The 16,170-nt window shown below is 53.2% G+C and carries 14 protein-coding genes; 3 read left to right on the top strand and 11 right to left on the bottom strand.

What is annotated here, in order from left to right; genetic code table 11:
- Positions 1-9: 9 nt before the first annotated feature.
- Positions 10-1,689, bottom strand: coding sequence for a glutamine--tRNA ligase/YqeY domain fusion protein (locus HALTITAN_RS16730; RefSeq protein WP_009287802.1), 1,680 nt, complete (start codon positions 1,687-1,689; stop codon positions 10-12).
- Between the two features lie 155 nt (positions 1,690-1,844).
- Here HALTITAN_RS16730 and HALTITAN_RS16725 point away from each other — a divergent pair, with 155 nt between their 5' ends.
- Together HALTITAN_RS16725 and HALTITAN_RS16720 are read left to right on the top strand one after the other, a co-directional pair.
- Positions 1,845-2,345, top strand: coding sequence for a peptidylprolyl isomerase (locus tag HALTITAN_RS16725; RefSeq protein WP_022523310.1), 501 nt, complete (start codon positions 1,845-1,847; stop codon positions 2,343-2,345).
- A gap of 13 nt (positions 2,346-2,358) precedes the next feature.
- Positions 2,359-3,132, top strand: a complete 774-nt coding sequence (locus HALTITAN_RS16720; RefSeq protein WP_022523309.1) for a UDP-2,3-diacylglucosamine diphosphatase — start codon at positions 2,359-2,361, stop codon at positions 3,130-3,132.
- 83 nt (positions 3,133-3,215) lie between these two features.
- Here the strand turns inward: HALTITAN_RS16720 and HALTITAN_RS16715 are convergent, their stop codons facing one another.
- From HALTITAN_RS16715 to HALTITAN_RS16680, 8 genes are all read right to left on the bottom strand, one after another.
- Positions 3,216-5,036 (bottom strand): SurA N-terminal domain-containing protein, encoded by a 1,821-nt coding sequence (locus tag HALTITAN_RS16715; RefSeq protein WP_039859817.1) that lies wholly within the window; start codon positions 5,034-5,036, stop codon positions 3,216-3,218.
- Positions 5,037-5,162: 126 nt separating this feature from the next.
- Positions 5,163-5,435 carry an HU family DNA-binding protein gene (locus tag HALTITAN_RS16710; RefSeq protein WP_007114333.1) on the bottom strand — a complete coding sequence of 91 codons (273 nt, stop codon included), beginning with the start codon at positions 5,433-5,435 and terminating at the stop codon, positions 5,163-5,165.
- A 194-nt stretch (positions 5,436-5,629) separates the two neighbouring features.
- Positions 5,630-8,041 carry an endopeptidase La gene (gene lon, locus HALTITAN_RS16705; protein ID WP_027959583.1) on the bottom strand — a complete coding sequence of 804 codons (2,412 nt, stop codon included), beginning with the start codon at positions 8,039-8,041 and terminating at the stop codon, positions 5,630-5,632.
- Between the two features lie 289 nt (positions 8,042-8,330).
- Complete coding sequence (gene clpX, locus HALTITAN_RS16700; RefSeq protein ID WP_022523306.1) at positions 8,331-9,611, bottom strand: ATP-dependent Clp protease ATP-binding subunit ClpX; 1,281 nt, start codon at positions 9,609-9,611, stop codon at positions 8,331-8,333.
- Between the two features lie 74 nt (positions 9,612-9,685).
- Entirely contained in the window at positions 9,686-10,303 is a 618-nt protein-coding gene (gene clpP, locus HALTITAN_RS16695; protein WP_009287800.1) for an ATP-dependent Clp endopeptidase proteolytic subunit ClpP, read from the bottom strand.
- A gap of 69 nt (positions 10,304-10,372) precedes the next feature.
- Complete coding sequence (gene tig / locus HALTITAN_RS16690; protein WP_022523305.1) at positions 10,373-11,725, bottom strand: trigger factor; 1,353 nt, start codon at positions 11,723-11,725, stop codon at positions 10,373-10,375.
- Positions 11,726-11,985: 260 nt separating this feature from the next.
- Positions 11,986-12,363, bottom strand: coding sequence for a hypothetical protein (locus tag HALTITAN_RS16685; protein ID WP_022523304.1), 378 nt, complete (start codon positions 12,361-12,363; stop codon positions 11,986-11,988).
- 3 nt (positions 12,364-12,366) lie between these two features.
- Positions 12,367-12,831, bottom strand: a complete 465-nt coding sequence (locus HALTITAN_RS16680) for a flavodoxin (protein ID WP_022523303.1) — start codon at positions 12,829-12,831, stop codon at positions 12,367-12,369.
- A 142-nt stretch (positions 12,832-12,973) separates the two neighbouring features.
- Between HALTITAN_RS16680 and HALTITAN_RS16675 the strand changes: the two genes are divergently transcribed.
- Positions 12,974-13,186 (top strand): DUF2788 domain-containing protein, encoded by a 213-nt coding sequence (locus HALTITAN_RS16675; RefSeq protein WP_022523302.1) that lies wholly within the window; start codon positions 12,974-12,976, stop codon positions 13,184-13,186.
- A gap of 169 nt (positions 13,187-13,355) precedes the next feature.
- On the opposite strand, the gene HALTITAN_RS16670 is transcribed toward HALTITAN_RS16675, so the two are convergent.
- Positions 13,356-13,655 carry an integration host factor subunit alpha gene (locus tag HALTITAN_RS16670; protein ID WP_022523301.1) on the bottom strand — a complete coding sequence of 100 codons (300 nt, stop codon included), beginning with the start codon at positions 13,653-13,655 and terminating at the stop codon, positions 13,356-13,358.
- A gap of 128 nt (positions 13,656-13,783) precedes the next feature.
- Complete coding sequence (gene pheT, locus HALTITAN_RS16665) at positions 13,784-16,165, bottom strand: phenylalanine--tRNA ligase subunit beta (protein WP_039859814.1); 2,382 nt, start codon at positions 16,163-16,165, stop codon at positions 13,784-13,786.
- Positions 16,166-16,170: the final 5 nt, after the last annotated feature.

Below are 16,170 nucleotides of genomic sequence, written 5' to 3'. Positions count from 1 at the left end.
ATGTTTGTTTTAGCCCTTCTGCTTGATTTTAGCCCAGCTATCTTTCAACCCCACGGTACGGTTAAACACCAAATGCTCTGGCGTAGAGTCGTGACGGTCAGCGCAGAAGTAGCCGACGCGCTCGAACTGGAAGCGTGACTCGGGCGTTGCGAAGGCTAAGCTTGGCTCTCCGATGGCTTGGCAAACGACCAGCGACTCCGGATTAAGATGCTCTAGAAAATCGACATCTTTATCGCGATCAGGCTGCTCAACGGTGAACAGGTTGTCGTAAAGACGCACTTCCATTGGCACGCCGTGTGCAGCGCTGACCCAGTGAATAACGCCTTTGACCTTACGCCCTTCGGGGTTTTTACCCAGCGTATCGAAATCCACCGAACAGTGCAGTTCGCTGATCTCACCGGCGGCGTCTTTGAACACCTCATCACAACGAATCACGTAGCTATTGCGCAGGCGTACTTCTTTACCGGGTGCCAAGCGGAAGAACTTTTTAGGCGCGTCTTCCATAAAGTCGTCTTGGTCGATATACAGCTCGCGACTAAACGGCACCTGACGCACCGTCATATCTTCACGGGCGGGGTGGCCAGGAACCTCGTACACCTCCTGGTGATCTTCCGGCACGTTGGTGAGCACGACTTTCAGCGGCTTTAACACACACATGGCGCGCGGGGCATTGTCCTCAAGATCCGAGCGAATGGCGTGGGTCAACATGGCGATATCCACCAGGCCACCGTCGGCACGGGTGACGCCAATCATCTCGCAGAATTTACGAATTGACGCGGGCGTATAGCCACGGCGACGCATGCCGGAGATCGTCGGCATCCGCGGATCGTCCCAGCCATCGACGATTTGTTCATCCACCAGCAGCTTCAGCTTACGCTTGGAAGTCAGGGTGTAGTCGAGATTCAGCCGTGCAAATTCGATCTGGCGCGGCTTCGCGGGTACTGGCAGATTATTTAAAAACCACTCGTACAGCGGGCGGTGATCTTCAAATTCCAGGGTGCAGATCGAGTGGGTAATACCTTCAATAGCATCCGACTGACCATGGGTGAAGTCGTAAGAGGGATAGATTTTCCACTTGTCGCCAGTCTGGTGATGGCTGGCATGACGAATACGGTAAATAATCGGGTCGCGTAGATTGATATTGGGTGAGGCCATGTCAATCTTGGCGCGCACGACCTTTTCACTTTCGCCAAACTCACCTTCACGCATACGCGCGAGCAAATCCAGGTTCTCCTCGGCGCTGCGTTCGCGATAAGGGCTGGGTTTACCCGGCGCCGTCAGGCTGCCGCGATACTCGCGGATTTCATCCGGCGACAGGTCGTCAACGTAGGCTTTGCCTTCACGCATTAAGTGCTGCGCCCAGGCATAGAGCTGGTCGAAGTAGTCAGACGCAAAACGCACCGGGCCTGCCCATTCAAAGCCTAGCCAGCTGACGTCCTCTTTGATCGCATCGATGTAAGCCTGCTCTTCTTTGGCAGGGTTGGTGTCGTCAAAACGTAGATGACACTCGCCACCCAGTTGCTCCGCCAACCCGAAATTTAGACAGATCGACTTCGCATGGCCGATATGCAGGAAGCCATTGGGCTCCGGGGGGAAGCGCGTCACGATTTTAGTGACCTGGCCGCCCTCGATTTCGTCGCGTACTTGGTTGCGAATGAAGTTCGGCGCTGGGGTGGTCTCGTTGGTCATGATGGTGTTGATAACCTCGTGGTGGATGGCGTGCTGCGCCGTGAGGACATAGGATACTCCTATGGCCCTTCGCGGTGCAGGGCAAAACCGCTATTATAACGTGACGCCGATGCACAGCGCCAAGGCGAACGCCTTTATTGAACAGGAATTTATCTATGATCGTATTACAAACGAACCACGGTGACATCACCATCGCTCTTAACCACGAAAAAGCGCCAATTAGTGCGGCGAATTTTGAACAGTATGTGCGCGACGGGTTTTATGATGGCACCCTGTTCCATCGCGTCATTGACGGCTTCATGGTGCAAGGGGGTGGTTTCGATAAGGAGTTCAACCAAAAGCCGACCCGCGACCCTATCGACAACGAAGCCGACAACGGCTTGAAAAATACCGTTGGCACCCTGGCCATGGCACGCACCCAGGATCCCCACTCTGCCACTGCGCAGTTTTTTATCAATGTGGGCGATAATAGTTTTCTTGATCACAGCGGTAAAAGCCTTCAAGGCTGGGGCTATGCGGTATTTGGCGAAGTCGTTGACGGGATGGATGTGGTCAATGAGATTAAAAACGTAGCCACGTCTCGCCGCGGCATGCACGCCGACGTCCCCTCCGAAGATGTCATTATCGAGCGCGCGTACGTCAAAGACGCGGAATAACGCCGGGAGCCTTATGCGCACACTGCTTGTTGCCGACCTTCATCTAAGTAGCGATACCCCCGAGATCAATCAGGGGTTTTACCGCTACTTAGAGCACACTGCTCCAGGAGCCGACGCGCTTTATATTCTTGGGGATCTTTTCGATGCCTGGATTGGCGATGATCTACTGGACGCCAATACACATCCGCTTAGCGTTGTTGCACATGAAGTAATTCGCCATTTGCGCAGACTTAGCAGCGACGGTACTGCGGTGTACCTAATGCACGGCAACCGAGACTTTCTGCTGGGCGAACGCTTTATAAATGCGTGCCAGGCATTTCTGCTACCGGATATTGAGGAAGTGGAAATCCAAGGCATTCCCGTTTTACTGCTACATGGCGATAGTTTGTGTACTCAGGATGAAGCGTATATGGCTTTCCGCAAGCAGTCGCGCAATCCAGAGTGGCAGGCGCAGATGCTTGCGCTACCTTTGGAACAACGTGTAGCACTTGCGCAAAGCTTGCGTACTCAATCTGGCGAAGCCAATGCTAATAAAGCTGAAGCGATTATGGATGTGACGCCACAAGAAGTCATTGCGCTGATGGAGCACCATGGCTTGACTACCATGATCCACGGTCACACCCACCGCCCCAGAGTACATGACTTGACGGTTGAAGACGTGCCTGCCAAGCGCTATGTACTAGGCGACTGGGATGCCCAGCACGGCTGGGATATTATCATTGAGCGCGCCGACCATACTGCGCCCCGACTACGTCAGTTCTCTTTAACGGAATTACCTGATTCCTGACCGCAATTTACGAGTATAAAAAAAGCCGATCATGTGATCGGCTTTTTTGTCTCTTGCTGTTTTTAACTTGGGCTTAAGCGACTCTAGCGCTCTATATCGGCATCGCTGCGCAGGTCATCAATCAATCCCTGCAATACCGATTGGGCACGCAACTGCTCGGCCATTTGCGCAACAAATGTCTCCATCTGCTCATCGACCTCACCTACACTGACGCTATCAAGCGCTACCACAGCCACTCCTTGCGGCAGTTCAACCGTGCGATAGACGCTCTCACCCTCTTCAGGTCGCTCCATGCGGAAGGCTTCCTGAACAATCAGCTGAGGCACAGTGCTATCGGCTTGGCGGCTTACGCTGTTGGCTTCTAGCCAATCAACATCTGCCGACTGACCGTCTCGCAAACTTGCAACCAGTGCCTGTGCCTCTTCACGCAGCGCCTCTTGCTGCTGTTCTGCGGCCACTGACATTTCAACGTCCTCGCGCACTTCATCAAGCGGCAGCAGAGTCGCATCACGCTGCTCAGCAACCCGCAGTACCAGGCGACGATCCTGATCCAGCTCAATCACTTCGCTGTTGTAGCCCTCTTCAAATACGTCGTTGCTAAAGGCCGCCGACATTACCCCAGGCTCAGATAGCACTCCGTCAGCCTCATCATCACGAGCAAGCCAATCGCTCTCCTGCAGCGTTAGACCGAGCTCATCGGCAACGCTCTGCAAGTCGTCGGCAGCGAAGCTCTCGTCGATCAGTTGTTGAACCCGCTGGTTAAACTCATCATCAATGTCACGTAGTGCCACTTCCCGCGCTAGCTCATCGCGCTGCTCTTCAAAAGTAGGGCCCTGAATATCCGTCACCTGGATAATGTGGAAAGCGTTATCCAACTCAACAGGCTGGGATACATCACCCTCTTCGAGACCAAAGGCCGCTTCATCAAAGGCCTCACCAAAGAAGCCACGGCTGATCACACCAAGATCACCGCCCTCTTCTGCGCTGGCCGTGTCGTCAGAATAGCGCAAGGCGGTATCTGTAAACGAATCACCGCTGTCCAGTGCTTCCCGAGCGGTCTCGGCTAATTGCTGCGCTTCATCGCGGGTGCGCTCATTACCAAAGGTGATCATGATATGCGACACACGGCGGTCAGCATTGCGATTTTTCTCGCGCCAGGCGTCACGCAGGGCCTCTTCATCCACGTCACGACCCTCTGCCATGGCCTGACGGTCAATCAGCACATACTCAAGACGCACCTGTTCCGGGCGTTCATAGCGCTCCTGGTGGGCATCGTAATATGCTTGGAGATCGTCATCGCTAACGCTGATATCAGCGTCCACATCGTCGCCATCCAAGACTATATAGCGAAAACTACGCTGCTGGCGCTGTAATTCGGCCAGGCGCTCTTGCTCGTTCGGCAGGCTAAAATCACTGAAGGCTAAGCCTTGCTGTAAATGCTGGCGCTGGATATCGACGCGCAACTCTTCACGAAAGGAGATCGGCGTATAGCCAGCACCGGCGAGACGATTTCGGAATACCTCTGCAGAGAAACGGCCATCCTGATCATGAAATTCCGGCAGGCTGACAATTAACTGATCCAACTGCTGTTCAGAAACGGCAAAACCACCCTCTTCTGCATACTGGGACAGCAGTTGCTGCGTGATAAGCTGGTCAAGTATATCGTTGCGCAAGGCACGCTCTTGCTCAGGCGGCACTTGTCCTGAACGCAGCGCGCGCTGAACCTCTAGCTCAACTTGCTGACGCATAATCGGCTGTCCGTTGACGCTCGCCACTTCGTCCGGATCGCTGCCAAAAAGCCCAAACAGTGACTCAATCCCGAAAAGTGCCATGGCCGCGACCATGACACCGATAATAATTTTGGCACCCCAGCTCCTGGAGCCATCTCGAATACTTTGCAGCATGCTAGCCTCAGATAGTCACAGCCAAACAGATCGGCCCGCTCAACCCAAATAAAAAGTGGGCCAGAAAATAACATGGGCGCATCGCCAATGCGATGCGCCCATTAGGTTACAGCAAACGCGGTCAAATTAGTTGACGGCGTCTTTCAGCGCTTTACCTGCTTTGAAGCTGGGTACTTTGGCGGCACTGATCTGGATTGGCTGACCCGTTTGTGGGTTACGGCCAGTACGAGCAGCACGCTCTTTGATCGCGAAGGTACCAAAACCTACCAGAGATACGCTTTCGCCTTTCTTAAGGCTATCGGTGACAGACTCCACCATGGCATCCAATGCGCGGGTTGCCGCTGCTTTCGGAATATCTGCAGACGCGGCAATGGCTTCAATCAGCTCGGACTTATTCACTCTTCACCCCTTGACTGTTTCAAAAAATGGCTCTGAACGGCATGGTCACCGATGGATACGACGATCAAAGCATAGCTGCGTTTTATAGCAATGCCTTGAAACATCTGTCAAGCAACCATGCCGCGAAATACCCGCTACCCAAAGCAGCGGGCACATATTAAGTAAAATTAAAGACCAGCGAGGACTTTAACAGCTTAATGGGTACTAGCAACAACGGTATTACTAAACGATGCTTCGGTACTTTTCAATGGCGCACCGTCTTCTACCTTATCAGCTAGCGCTACGGCTAAGACATCATCTATCCAACGTACCGGACGAATATCCAATGCACCTTTGATATTGTCAGGTACTTCCTTGAGATCACGGCGGTTTTCCTCAGGAATTAGCACTGTCTTTATACCACCGCGGCGGGCTGCCAGCAATTTCTCCTTCAATCCGCCTATCGGTAATACCTCACCGCGCAGATTGACTTCACCGGTCATTGCCACGTCGCAGCGTACCGCACGCTGGGTGTATGCGGAAACAATCGCCGTCACCATGGCAATACCTGCACTGGGCCCATCTTTAGGTGTTGCCCCTTCAGGAACGTGGATATGCAGGTCCTCTTTTTCGAACCGTTCGGGGTCAATGCCATACGCTTCTGCCCTGGCGCGCACTACCGTATGAGCGGCACTCACCGACTCTTTCATTACATCGCCAAGTGAACCGGTCTTGTTAATTCGCCCTTTACCCGGCGTCACGACAGACTCGATGTTGAGTAACTCGCCGCCCACCGATGTCCAGGCAAGGCCTGTCACTCGGCCGATCTGGTCGTCTTGCTCTGCCAAACCGTAACTATAGCGACGTACGCCCGCGTAGTGCTCAATTTGCTCAGCCGTTAAGCTCTGCCCTGTTTGGGCGGCTTGCGGGTCACGCTCTTTCTCAAGCCGCTCACGCAGTACCTTCCGCGACACTTTGGCAATCTGCCGCTCCAGCTCACGCACACCCGCTTCGCGGGTATAGTAGCGAATAAGCTCTAAAAGCGCGCTGTCTTCGAGCGTTAACTCATCGCCTTTTAAACCGTTCGCGGCTAGTTGCTTAGGCAATAAGTAGCGCTTAGCGATCGCCAGCTTCTCATCCTCGGTGTAACCCGGCAGACGAATAATCTCCATACGGTCAAGCAAGGCGCTAGGGATATTCATCGAGTTAGCGGTACAGATGAACAGCGTCTCGGAGAGATCGTAGTCAAGCTCCAGATAGTGATCGCTAAAGCTGTTGTTCTGCTCAGGATCAAGCACTTCGAGCAGCGCAGAGGCAGGGTCACCGCGATGATCCATGCCCAGTTTGTCGACCTCATCCAAAAGAAATAACGGGTTTTTAACCCCTGCTCTGCTCATCCGCTGCATCAACTTGCCTGGCAATGAACCAATATAGGTGCGCCGATGGCCGCGAATTTCCGACTCATCGCGTACCCCACCCAGGGCCAAACGCACATATTTGCGATTGGTGGCACGGGCAATGGACTGGCCAAGCGAGGTCTTGCCCACCCCGGGCGGCCCAACGAGACATAGCACTGGGCCTTTCATCTTGCGCACGCGCTTCTGTACGGCAAGATATTCCAGGATGCGCGCCTTAACCTCCTCCAGGCCGTAATGATCTTCATCGAGCACCTGCTGCGCTTTGACGAGATCATGCTTTACCCGGGTACGCTTTTTCCATGGAACAGCGACTAACCAATCCAGGTAGGAGCGCACTACGGTCGCTTCAGCGGAGTTTGAGGCCATCATTTTAAGCTTATTGAGCTCTTGAGTCGCTTTCTCGGACGCCTCTTTCGGCATACCGGACTCTTTAATCGCCAGCTCATACTTCTCAGCCTCGTTGGGCACATTATCCAGCTCACCCATCTCTTTCTGGATAGCTTTCATCTGCTCATTGAGGTAGTACTCGCGCTGAGTCTTCTCCATCTGCTCTTTGACCCGCGAGCGGATGCGCTTCTCTACTTGCAGTAGGTCGATTTCAGATTCGATCAGCGCCATCAGGTGCTCAATACGATCGCGCACCCGATCCATCTCAAGCAGCTCTTGCTTGTCGCCAATTTTAAGCGACAGGTGGGCACAAATGGTGTCCACCAAGCGGCTTGGATCTTCAATCCCCGACAGCGAATTAAGCACTTCGTTGGGGACTTTTTTGGAGAGTTTGACGTACTGCTCGAACTGATTGAGCAACACGCGCACCAGTGCTTCCTGCTCACGACTGGTCAGCGGTTCACTCTCTCGGGGCGTTAAATACGCCTGGGTGTAGCCTGCGGCATTCTCTTCGACATTGAGAACATCCGCTCGGAAATTCCCCTCAATGAGTACCTTGACCGTGCCATCAGGCAACTTAAGCAGTTGCATGATATCGGCCACGGTGCCCATAGCGTAAAGATCCGCATTGTCAGGCTCATCTTGAGACGCTTCACGCTGAGCCACCAGTAGCACACGTTTATCAGCCTCCATCGCCGCTTCGAGCGCCTGGATAGACTTTTCACGACCTACAAAAAGGGGGATGACCATTTGCGGATAAACAACCACATCGCGCAATGGCAAAAGGGGTAGACATTGTGTCTGTTCGGCGTTCTGCTGCATCGCAGACGTTCCTCGACAAATCGGATGAGTACTTAAAAGAGTACTTAGAAAAGTACTGCACACTTTTCAAAATGCTGGCGTTTAGACGTTAGCATTGAATAGGCTAGGCAGTAACACTTCACGAATTAGGCTTTATAACTCTCTCGCTAGATAACCAGGCTTCACAACACGCTTTATAAGGGCTCTCTACAGCAGAGTCCTAGAACATCTACAACAACAAGGGGTCGCCTTGGCGACCCCTTGATTTAGCGCAAGCGGTTGAAGCTGGGCCGCGATACTCGACTAGCCACTAACCATCAGTGCCGTCGACACGTGCATCTTCCTGCTGAGAGTAGATCAACAGAGGTTCGCTTTCTCCGGCTATCACAGATCCGTCGATGACGACCTTGCTAACACCTTCAAGCGAAGGAATTTCGTACATGGTATCCAACAGTACCGACTCTAGAATAGAGCGCAGTCCGCGAGCACCTGTCTTACGCTCCATGGCTTTTTCAGCCACTGCACGTAACGCTTCATCTCTGAACTCTAGCGTTACATCTTCCATTTCAAACAGCTTGGCGTACTGCTTAACTAGCGAATTCTTCGGTTCTGTAAGAATCTGCACCAGGGCGTCTTCAGTGAGCTCCATCAGTGTTGCGATGATGGGCAAACGACCCACAAACTCTGGAATCAAGCCAAATTTAACCAGATCATCAGGCTCTACGTCGGCCAGCAGTTCACCCACCCCACGGGAAGACTCTTTGCTTTTCACCGCCGCATTGAAGCCGATGCCGCCTTTCTCAGCACGGTCACGGATAACTTTATCCAGCCCTGCAAAAGCACCGCCTACGATAAACAGAATGTTGCCCGTATTGACTTGGACAAACTCCTGCTGGGGGTGTTTGCGTCCGCCTTGAGGCGGCACGGAAGCCGTCGTACCTTCAATAAGCTTCAGCAGTGCTTGCTGAACGCCTTCACCCGAGACATCACGGGTAATAGAAGGGTTATCCGACTTGCGTGAAATCTTGTCGATTTCATCGATGTAAACAATGCCACGCTCGGCTTTCTCGACGTCGTAGTCGCACTTCTGCAACAGCTTCTGGATGATGTTTTCGACATCTTCACCGACATAGCCGGCTTCCGTCAGCGTGGTTGCATCCGCAATGGTAAAAGGTACATTCAGTAACCGTGCCATGGTTTCCGCAAGCAGCGTTTTACCGCTACCGGTGGGGCCAATCAGCAGAATGTTTGATTTACCTAGCTCTACATCGCCGTCGCGTACATCTGTTTTCAAACGCTTGTAGTGGTTATATACCGCTACGGAAAGCACCATCTTGGCGCGATCCTGTCCGATAACGTAGTCATCAAGCGTATGACGTATTTCGCGTGGCGTAGGTAAACGCTCCTCATCGCTCTCGGCATCGGCTTCGAGAACTTCCTCGCGAATGATGTCATTACACAAGTCGACACACTCATCGCAGATATAGACGGATGGGCCCGCAATCAGCTTACGTACTTCGTTTTGGTTTTTGCCGCAAAACGAGCAGTAGAGCAGTTTGCCACCTTCGTCTTTGCCTTTGCCGTCGGCCATTCGCATACCTCTATCACTGCGGCGGCTTTCGCCGCCGGAAAAGCTCGTTAGAAAAGCAGAATCCTATCACGCTATCAGGATGTAGGCCGCTTATCCAGCACTGCATCAATCAGGCCATACTCTTTGGCTTGATTGGCGCTCATGAAATTATCCCGATCAGTATCACGTGAGACAGCTTCAATTTCCTGACCCGTGTGGTGGGCAAGAATTTGGTTCAGTTTCTCGCGAATACCCAGAATCTCACGGGTATGAATTTCAATGTCAGACGCTTGGCCTTGGTAACCACCCAGCGGCTGGTGAATCATGACGCGTGAGTTGGGAAGGCAATAACGCTTGCCAGCAGCACCCGCTGTCAATAACAGCGCACCCATGCTGGCCGCCTGACCAATACACACCGTAGAGACATCTGGTTTCACAAACTGCATAGTGTCATAAATCGACATACCCGCAGTGACCGATCCACCTGGCGAGTTAATATACAGGTGAATATCTTTATCGGGGTTTTCCGATTCCAGGAACAGCAGTTGGGCAACAACCAAATTAGCCATGTAGTCTTCTACAGGGCCTACCAAAAAGATCACACGCTCTTTTAACAGGCGTGAGTAAATGTCGTAGGCTCTTTCCCCTTTGGCGCTCTGCTCAACCACCATGGGCACTAAACCGCCGGCGTTTTGAATATCAAACTCACTCATTCAGGTGATTCCTTGCGTCCGGGAAGGGAAAGGCGCACCGACATATTAGGTGCGCCGCGTTCCAGGGTGTTAGGCGCTCGCTTGCTCGCCCTCTTCAGCACCCTCATCTTGCTCTGCCTGCTGTTGCGCAGCGGCAAGGGCTTGCTGATAAGACATTTCAACGTCTTTAATGTTCGTTTGTTCGAGCAGCTTAGCTACCGCTTTCTCTTCGAGAATGGCAGATTTTACTTGGGTTTTCATCTGCTCGTTACCCATGTAGTAGCTAACCACCTCATCAGGATCTTGGTACTGCTCAGCAAGCTCGGTCACTTTTGCTTTGATAGCATCATCGTCAGCATCGAGTTCGTTAGCTTTGATTACTTCAGCCAGCAACAAGCCGACCTGAACGCGGCCTTTGGCCTGCTCTTCAAAGAGTTCGTTGGGCAACTGGCTGACATCAAAATCTTCGCCTAGACCAAACTGCTGCGCCGCTTGGCGCTTCATGCCGTCAGTCTCTTGCTGAACGAGCGCGCTAGGCACAGGAATTTCGTTAACCTTTTTCAGCGCATCGAGCACTTGCTGCTTAACCCGGTTATCAACGGCTTGCGACGCTTCACGGGTCATGTTCTTCTTGATTTCAGCGCGGAATTTTTCCTGATCGCCGCCTTCAACGCCAAAACGCTCGATAAACTCAGCGTCTACTTCGGGCAACTTCTGGCTGCTGACCTTATGTACGGTTACCTTGAAGGTGGCTTCTTTACCGGCTAAATGCTCGGCCTGGTAATCCTCAGGGAAGGTGACGTTAAGGGTCTTCTCTTCGCCCGCTTTGGCGCCAATTAACTGCTCTTCAAAACCAGGAATAAAGCTATTGGAACCAATGACCAGCGTGTGGCCTTCGGCGCTACCGCCTTCAAACGGCTCATCACCAATATAACCCTGGAAGTCAATAGTGACCTGATCGCCGTCAGCTGCAGCAGCGTCCACTTCTTCCCAGGCTGCATTTTGCTTACGCAGCGTATCGATCATCTCATCGACATCCGCATCACTCACCGAAACCACCGGGCGCTCAATCTCTGTACCTTCGATAGAGTTAAGCTCAACCTGCGGGTAGATCTCCATAACCGCAACAAACTCTAGGTCTTTACCAGACTCATTGACCGATGGCTCAATTTGCGGGAAGCCAGCAGGGTTCAACCCTTCTTCGGTAATAGCGCGCACATAACGCTCACGCATTACTTCGCTGACAACCTCGTTACGTACGTCTTGGCCGTAGCGCTGCTGGACTACTGCCATTGGCACCCGGCCCTGGCGAAAACCATTCAAGCGAACGTTCTTCGCAGTGTCTTTCAAGCGAGCGCTAACGGCCCCGTCAATTTCGGCCGCCGGCACTTGAATGGTAATGCGGCGTTCGATCTGGGAGGTCGTCTCGACAGAAACTTGCATGAATTGTCCTCTAACGGCTGGGCGTTGTGTTGATTGCATATAATAAGTTCAAGGGGGCAATTTTAAGAACCCCAACGCATAGTGGCAAGCGCCATGCTCGCAACATGGGGGCAGTGATTTTAAAAACAAGGCAATAAGCGAGCAATTAACCACTTTAAGGCGTGTTTAGCTTCATTATTCGCCCCACGTTGCGTAATTTTTACCATTCTACTGCTTTGTGCGTCTTGCAGCGACTTTTTCAATCACTACCGCAAAAAAAGCTAACCTGCATGACGCTCACCCGACCACCATAAGCTCAGCGCATGAAGAAGCACCCCAAGCGTAGCACCATGAGAAATGAATACCTGCCAACTGATCCAGTCCGTAAACAGCGCATGCCAGCCACCCATCACCACCATTCCCAGCAGCAGCATAACGACTAACCGTTTACATAGTTGTGGCAGACGACGACGCGCCTCCACGGCCAGTAAGCGCCACTGAACAATAGCCGCAAAAGCCACCAGCGCTAAGGCGAAGATAATCAGCGTCTGGCGGGTTTCATGCCCTCCCGCCATGTAGCGCGGCAAAGTTGCCAGCATAACGACACATAAGCCCAGCGCAACGCTGATGCGCTCAGGCGAGGTGGGGGCTCGCTGCATCGCTCAAGCCACCTCTAATTGCTGGGCAACGATCCACTCTTCCACCCAGGGCACAGCAGCATCGTCGGCCATAAAGGTCTCCATGGCATCGATCTCTAGGCGCTCCCCTAAACGCGTCGCGCCATGATCCGCCAGCAGCTCATCAAGCGCGCGGCCAGCGCCACAAAATGTATCACCATACGAGCTATCACCGAGTGCAATGAGTCCGTAGCGAAGTGTGGTAAGCGCAGGACTTTGGTCACGCAACTGCCGGACAAAGGGCACAAAGCTGCCGGGAAAATCACCACTACCAGTGGTCGATACACAAAAAAGCGCCAAATCGGCGTCACCGCTGACAATATCATCAACAGATGGCTGTTCAATAATCTCCACAGCGTAACCGGCCTGTTCAAATAGGGGTTTCACCTGCTCTGCCACATCAAGGGCACCGCCATACATGGTACCCACCAAAATATTTAGCTTCGGCATCGTCACTCCCCTGTCAAAGTGTCACAGTGCCAACCGTCAAGTCGACAAATACCTGATGAATTTGCTCAAATATTAACATGGCTGGTTAGAATGAGACACATCGCCCAAACGGGTGACCCACACGCAGCGCACAGGAGTGGCTATGCAGCAAACCTTCGAGGCTTGGATCACCCCGCTAATGATTAGCGGCCTGATCATATTTATGTGTTTTATTATCTGGGATTTGGCCAAAAAATCGAACGCAGGCAAATTTGGTACCATCATGCTGTTTGTGGTGCTCGGCGCAGGCATGCTTGGTTACGTCATTAAGGTGGTGATTACCTGGCTAATCGAAGGTGGCGGCATGCAGGGGTAGCAAAAGCCATCACTCCACAGGCGCGCTTATCACTATACTCATCACAACAACGCCCATCATAAAAGAGAAAAGGAGCGCCCGAAGGCACTCCTTTTTTATGAAGGGGAGTCTTGCATGACACGAGAGCAGCTACTGAACTGAGAGTACCAGCATTTCTCAAACCAAAAGACTATTCACCGCCTTCATAGTGTTCAACCTGCTGCTTAAGCTTTTGCCCTGGGCGAAACGTCACGACTCTTCGAGCAGAAATGGGAATTTCTTCACCGGTTTTGGGGTTACGCCCTGGTCGCTCGCGCTTATCTCGCAGATCAAAGTTACCAAAACCCGATAGTTTTACCTGTTCGTTCTCACGAAGGCAGGCTCTAATCTCTTCAAAAAAAGCTTCGACCATAGCCTTCGCTTCTCGTTTGGACAGGGCTAGCTCTGCATGCAAATGTTCGGCTAGCTCTGCTTTGGTCAACGCACCCATAAGGCTTCTCCTTATCCTTGAAGCAAACACAGCAACAAACGCTCTGTACCAAACGTACAGTAGCAAACGCATTGCCAAGAACGTGATAAGCATCGTGGCGTAGCCCAGGCACTCACATAGCTACTTAATTAGCCGCGCAGCTCAGCATCTAACTTGACACGCACTTGTGTCACAATTGAATCAACCAACTGATTGATTTCCTCGTCGTTTAGCGTGCGCGATGGATGCTGCCAGGTCAAGCCCAAAGCAATACTCTTGTGCTCTTCGGCCACACCTTTACCTGAATAGACGTCAAATAGCTTGATATCTTGCAGATACTCACCTGCTTGCTGCTTGGCGCAATCCAACAGCGCCTGCACAGGAGTCGCCTCTTTGAGTATAAACGCCAAATCACGGCGCACCTCAGGAAAGCGTGATAACGGTTCAAAGGCAGGAATACGGCCTTGGCTAAGCGCATCCAGACGCACTTCGAAGAGCACCGCATCCATCTTCAAGCCAAGCGTTGCGCGCACCTGAGGGTGCAGGGTACCGATCCAACCCGCAGGCTCTCCACGATGCAGCAGCTGCGCACACTGCCCCGGATGAAGGGCCGGGTGCTCTGCAGGCTCAAAGCGCCATGCGTCAGCGTCACCGCCCAAGGCCAGGACACTCTCCAAATCGCCCTTTAGATCGTAGAAATCCACCCGCCCTTTCGCATCACTCCAGCCCTCTGCTTCCCGCGCACCACAGACCAGAGCACCAAGCATCGGGACTTGTGACAACTCATCCAGTTCGCCGTTGAAAACCAGCCCGGTTTCAAACAGCCGCACGCGGGTTTGCTGACGGTTAAGATTATACTCCATGGCGCGCACCAAGCCGGGAAACAAACTAGCACGCATCACCGACAAATCAGCCGAGATAGGGTTAGCTAGCGCGGGGCTTACAGCATCGGGCAGCATGGTCGCTTGCAGCTCAGGAGCCACAAAGCTGTAGGTAATCGCCTCTTGGAAGCCGCGGGCAACCATCTGGCGGCGCAGCCGTGCCTGGGTAAGCGTTGCCTCGTCTGCTGAACGGAGCGCCAAGCGTGCCGCCGGCCGGCGCACCGGCAAATTATTGTAGCCATGGATACGCGCTACTTCTTCGATGAGATCCTCTTCGATGGCCAGATCAAAACGCCAACTCGGCGCAGTGACTGCCCAGCCGGCATCCTGCACGCTGACTTCAAGCCCTAGGCGTTGCAAGATATCAGTTACATCATCACTATCGAGAGCCTTGGAAAGCGCTTTTTCTAACCGTTCACTGCGCAAGAAAATAGCGCGCTCAGCAGGCATACGCTCAGCACTTTGCGCTTCAACAAGAGGCCCTGCTTGGCCGCCGCAGATATCAATCAAAAGCTGTGTGGCGCGCTCAACGGCAACTGGTGTCAATTGCGGATCGACGCCGCGCTCAAAACGGTGCGATGCATCTGTGTGTAGCCCGTAGGAGCGCGCCTGCCCCGCAATGGCAAGCGGAGTGAAGAACGCTGATTCAAGGAAAATAGTCTGGGTATTTTCATTAACGCCGGAGTTTTCCCCACCCATCACACCTGCCATGGCTAGCGGGCCTGAGCTGTCGGCAATGATCAACGTTTCGGGGCGCAGCGCCATATCACTACCATCAAGCAGTGTTAGCCGTTCGCCCGGCTTGGCCATGCGAACCACTATGCCCTCTTGCAGGTTGTGGCGGTCAAAGGCGTGCATCGGCTGGCCCAATTCCAGCATGACGTAGTTGGTAATATCCACCACTGGGTCAATCGAGCGCACGCCACTGCGGCGAAGACGTTCTACCATCCACAGCGGTGTTTCAGCCTTAACATTAACGCCCTTGATTACGCGACCAATATAGCGCGGGCACTGCTCTGGTGCCTCTACGCTCACCGCGAAGCTATCCTCAACCTCCGCGGCCACCGGTGCGATTACGGGCCCGTTAACCGGCAAACGGTTAAGCACGCCGACCTCTCGCGCCATCCCCTTAATACTCAGGCAGTCTCCCCGGTTGGGCGTCAGATCGACCTCAATCGTCATGTCATTAAGATGCATGAACTCTCTGAAATCGCCCCCCACCGGCGCAGATGACGACAGCACCAGGATGCCGGGCGAGGTCTCTTCTTCAAGCCCCAGCTCCGATGCAGAACAAATCATCCCGCGCGATTCAACGCCGCGTAGCTTGGCTTTTTTGATTTTAAAATCACCTGGCAGCACGCCACCCACCTGGGCAAAGGGGATCTTCTGACCAACATCAACATTGGGTGCACCGCAGACAACCTGCACAGGCTCGCCACTACCGTCATCAACGGTGCACACATTGAGCTTATCCGCGTCAGGGTGCTTCTCTTTACTCAGCACCTCAGCCACCACTACACCGCTGAATGCGGCGGCTACCGGCTCAATAGCGTCGACTTCCAAGCCCGCCATGGTGATTTGGTCGGCCATTGCCTGCGTTTCAAGCTGCGGCGAAACCCACTCACGCAGCCACTGTTCTGAAAATTTCATCGTTG

It is taken from the genome of Vreelandella titanicae BH1, assembly GCF_000336575.1.
Classification (GTDB): domain Bacteria; phylum Pseudomonadota; class Gammaproteobacteria; order Pseudomonadales; family Halomonadaceae; genus Vreelandella; species Vreelandella titanicae.
Note: the sequence above shows the minus strand (reverse complement) of the source record. Positions and strands in the feature narration are given on the sequence as shown.

What these genes read in the sequence shown, in the direction of transcription:
- clpX (WP_022523306.1), bottom strand. Translation starts at nt 9,611, where the DNA reads ATGGCCGACGGCAAAGGCAAAGACGAAGGTGGCAAACTGCTCTACTGC.
- clpP (WP_009287800.1), bottom strand. Translation starts at nt 10,303, where the DNA reads ATGAGTGAGTTTGATATTCAAAACGCCGGCGGTTTAGTGCCCATGGTG.
- lon (WP_027959583.1), bottom strand. Translation starts at nt 8,041, where the DNA reads ATGCAGCAGAACGCCGAACAGACACAATGTCTACCCCTTTTGCCATTG.
- HALTITAN_RS16670 (WP_022523301.1), bottom strand. Translation starts at nt 13,655, where the DNA reads ATGGGTGCGTTGACCAAAGCAGAGCTAGCCGAACATTTGCATGCAGAG.
- HALTITAN_RS16685 (WP_022523304.1), bottom strand. Translation starts at nt 12,363, where the DNA reads ATGCAGCGAGCCCCCACCTCGCCTGAGCGCATCAGCGTTGCGCTGGGC.
- HALTITAN_RS16715 (WP_039859817.1), bottom strand. Translation starts at nt 5,036, where the DNA reads ATGCTGCAAAGTATTCGAGATGGCTCCAGGAGCTGGGGTGCCAAAATT.
- HALTITAN_RS16680 (WP_022523303.1), bottom strand. Translation starts at nt 12,831, where the DNA reads ATGCCGAAGCTAAATATTTTGGTGGGTACCATGTATGGCGGTGCCCTT.
- HALTITAN_RS16675 (WP_022523302.1), top strand. Translation starts at nt 12,974, where the DNA reads ATGCAGCAAACCTTCGAGGCTTGGATCACCCCGCTAATGATTAGCGGC.
- pheT (WP_039859814.1), bottom strand. Translation starts at nt 16,165, where the DNA reads ATGAAATTTTCAGAACAGTGGCTGCGTGAGTGGGTTTCGCCGCAGCTT.
- HALTITAN_RS16730 (WP_009287802.1), bottom strand. Translation starts at nt 1,689, where the DNA reads ATGACCAACGAGACCACCCCAGCGCCGAACTTCATTCGCAACCAAGTA.
- HALTITAN_RS16725 (WP_022523310.1), top strand. Translation starts at nt 1,845, where the DNA reads ATGATCGTATTACAAACGAACCACGGTGACATCACCATCGCTCTTAAC.
- HALTITAN_RS16720 (WP_022523309.1), top strand. Translation starts at nt 2,359, where the DNA reads ATGCGCACACTGCTTGTTGCCGACCTTCATCTAAGTAGCGATACCCCC.
- tig (WP_022523305.1), bottom strand. Translation starts at nt 11,725, where the DNA reads ATGCAAGTTTCTGTCGAGACGACCTCCCAGATCGAACGCCGCATTACC.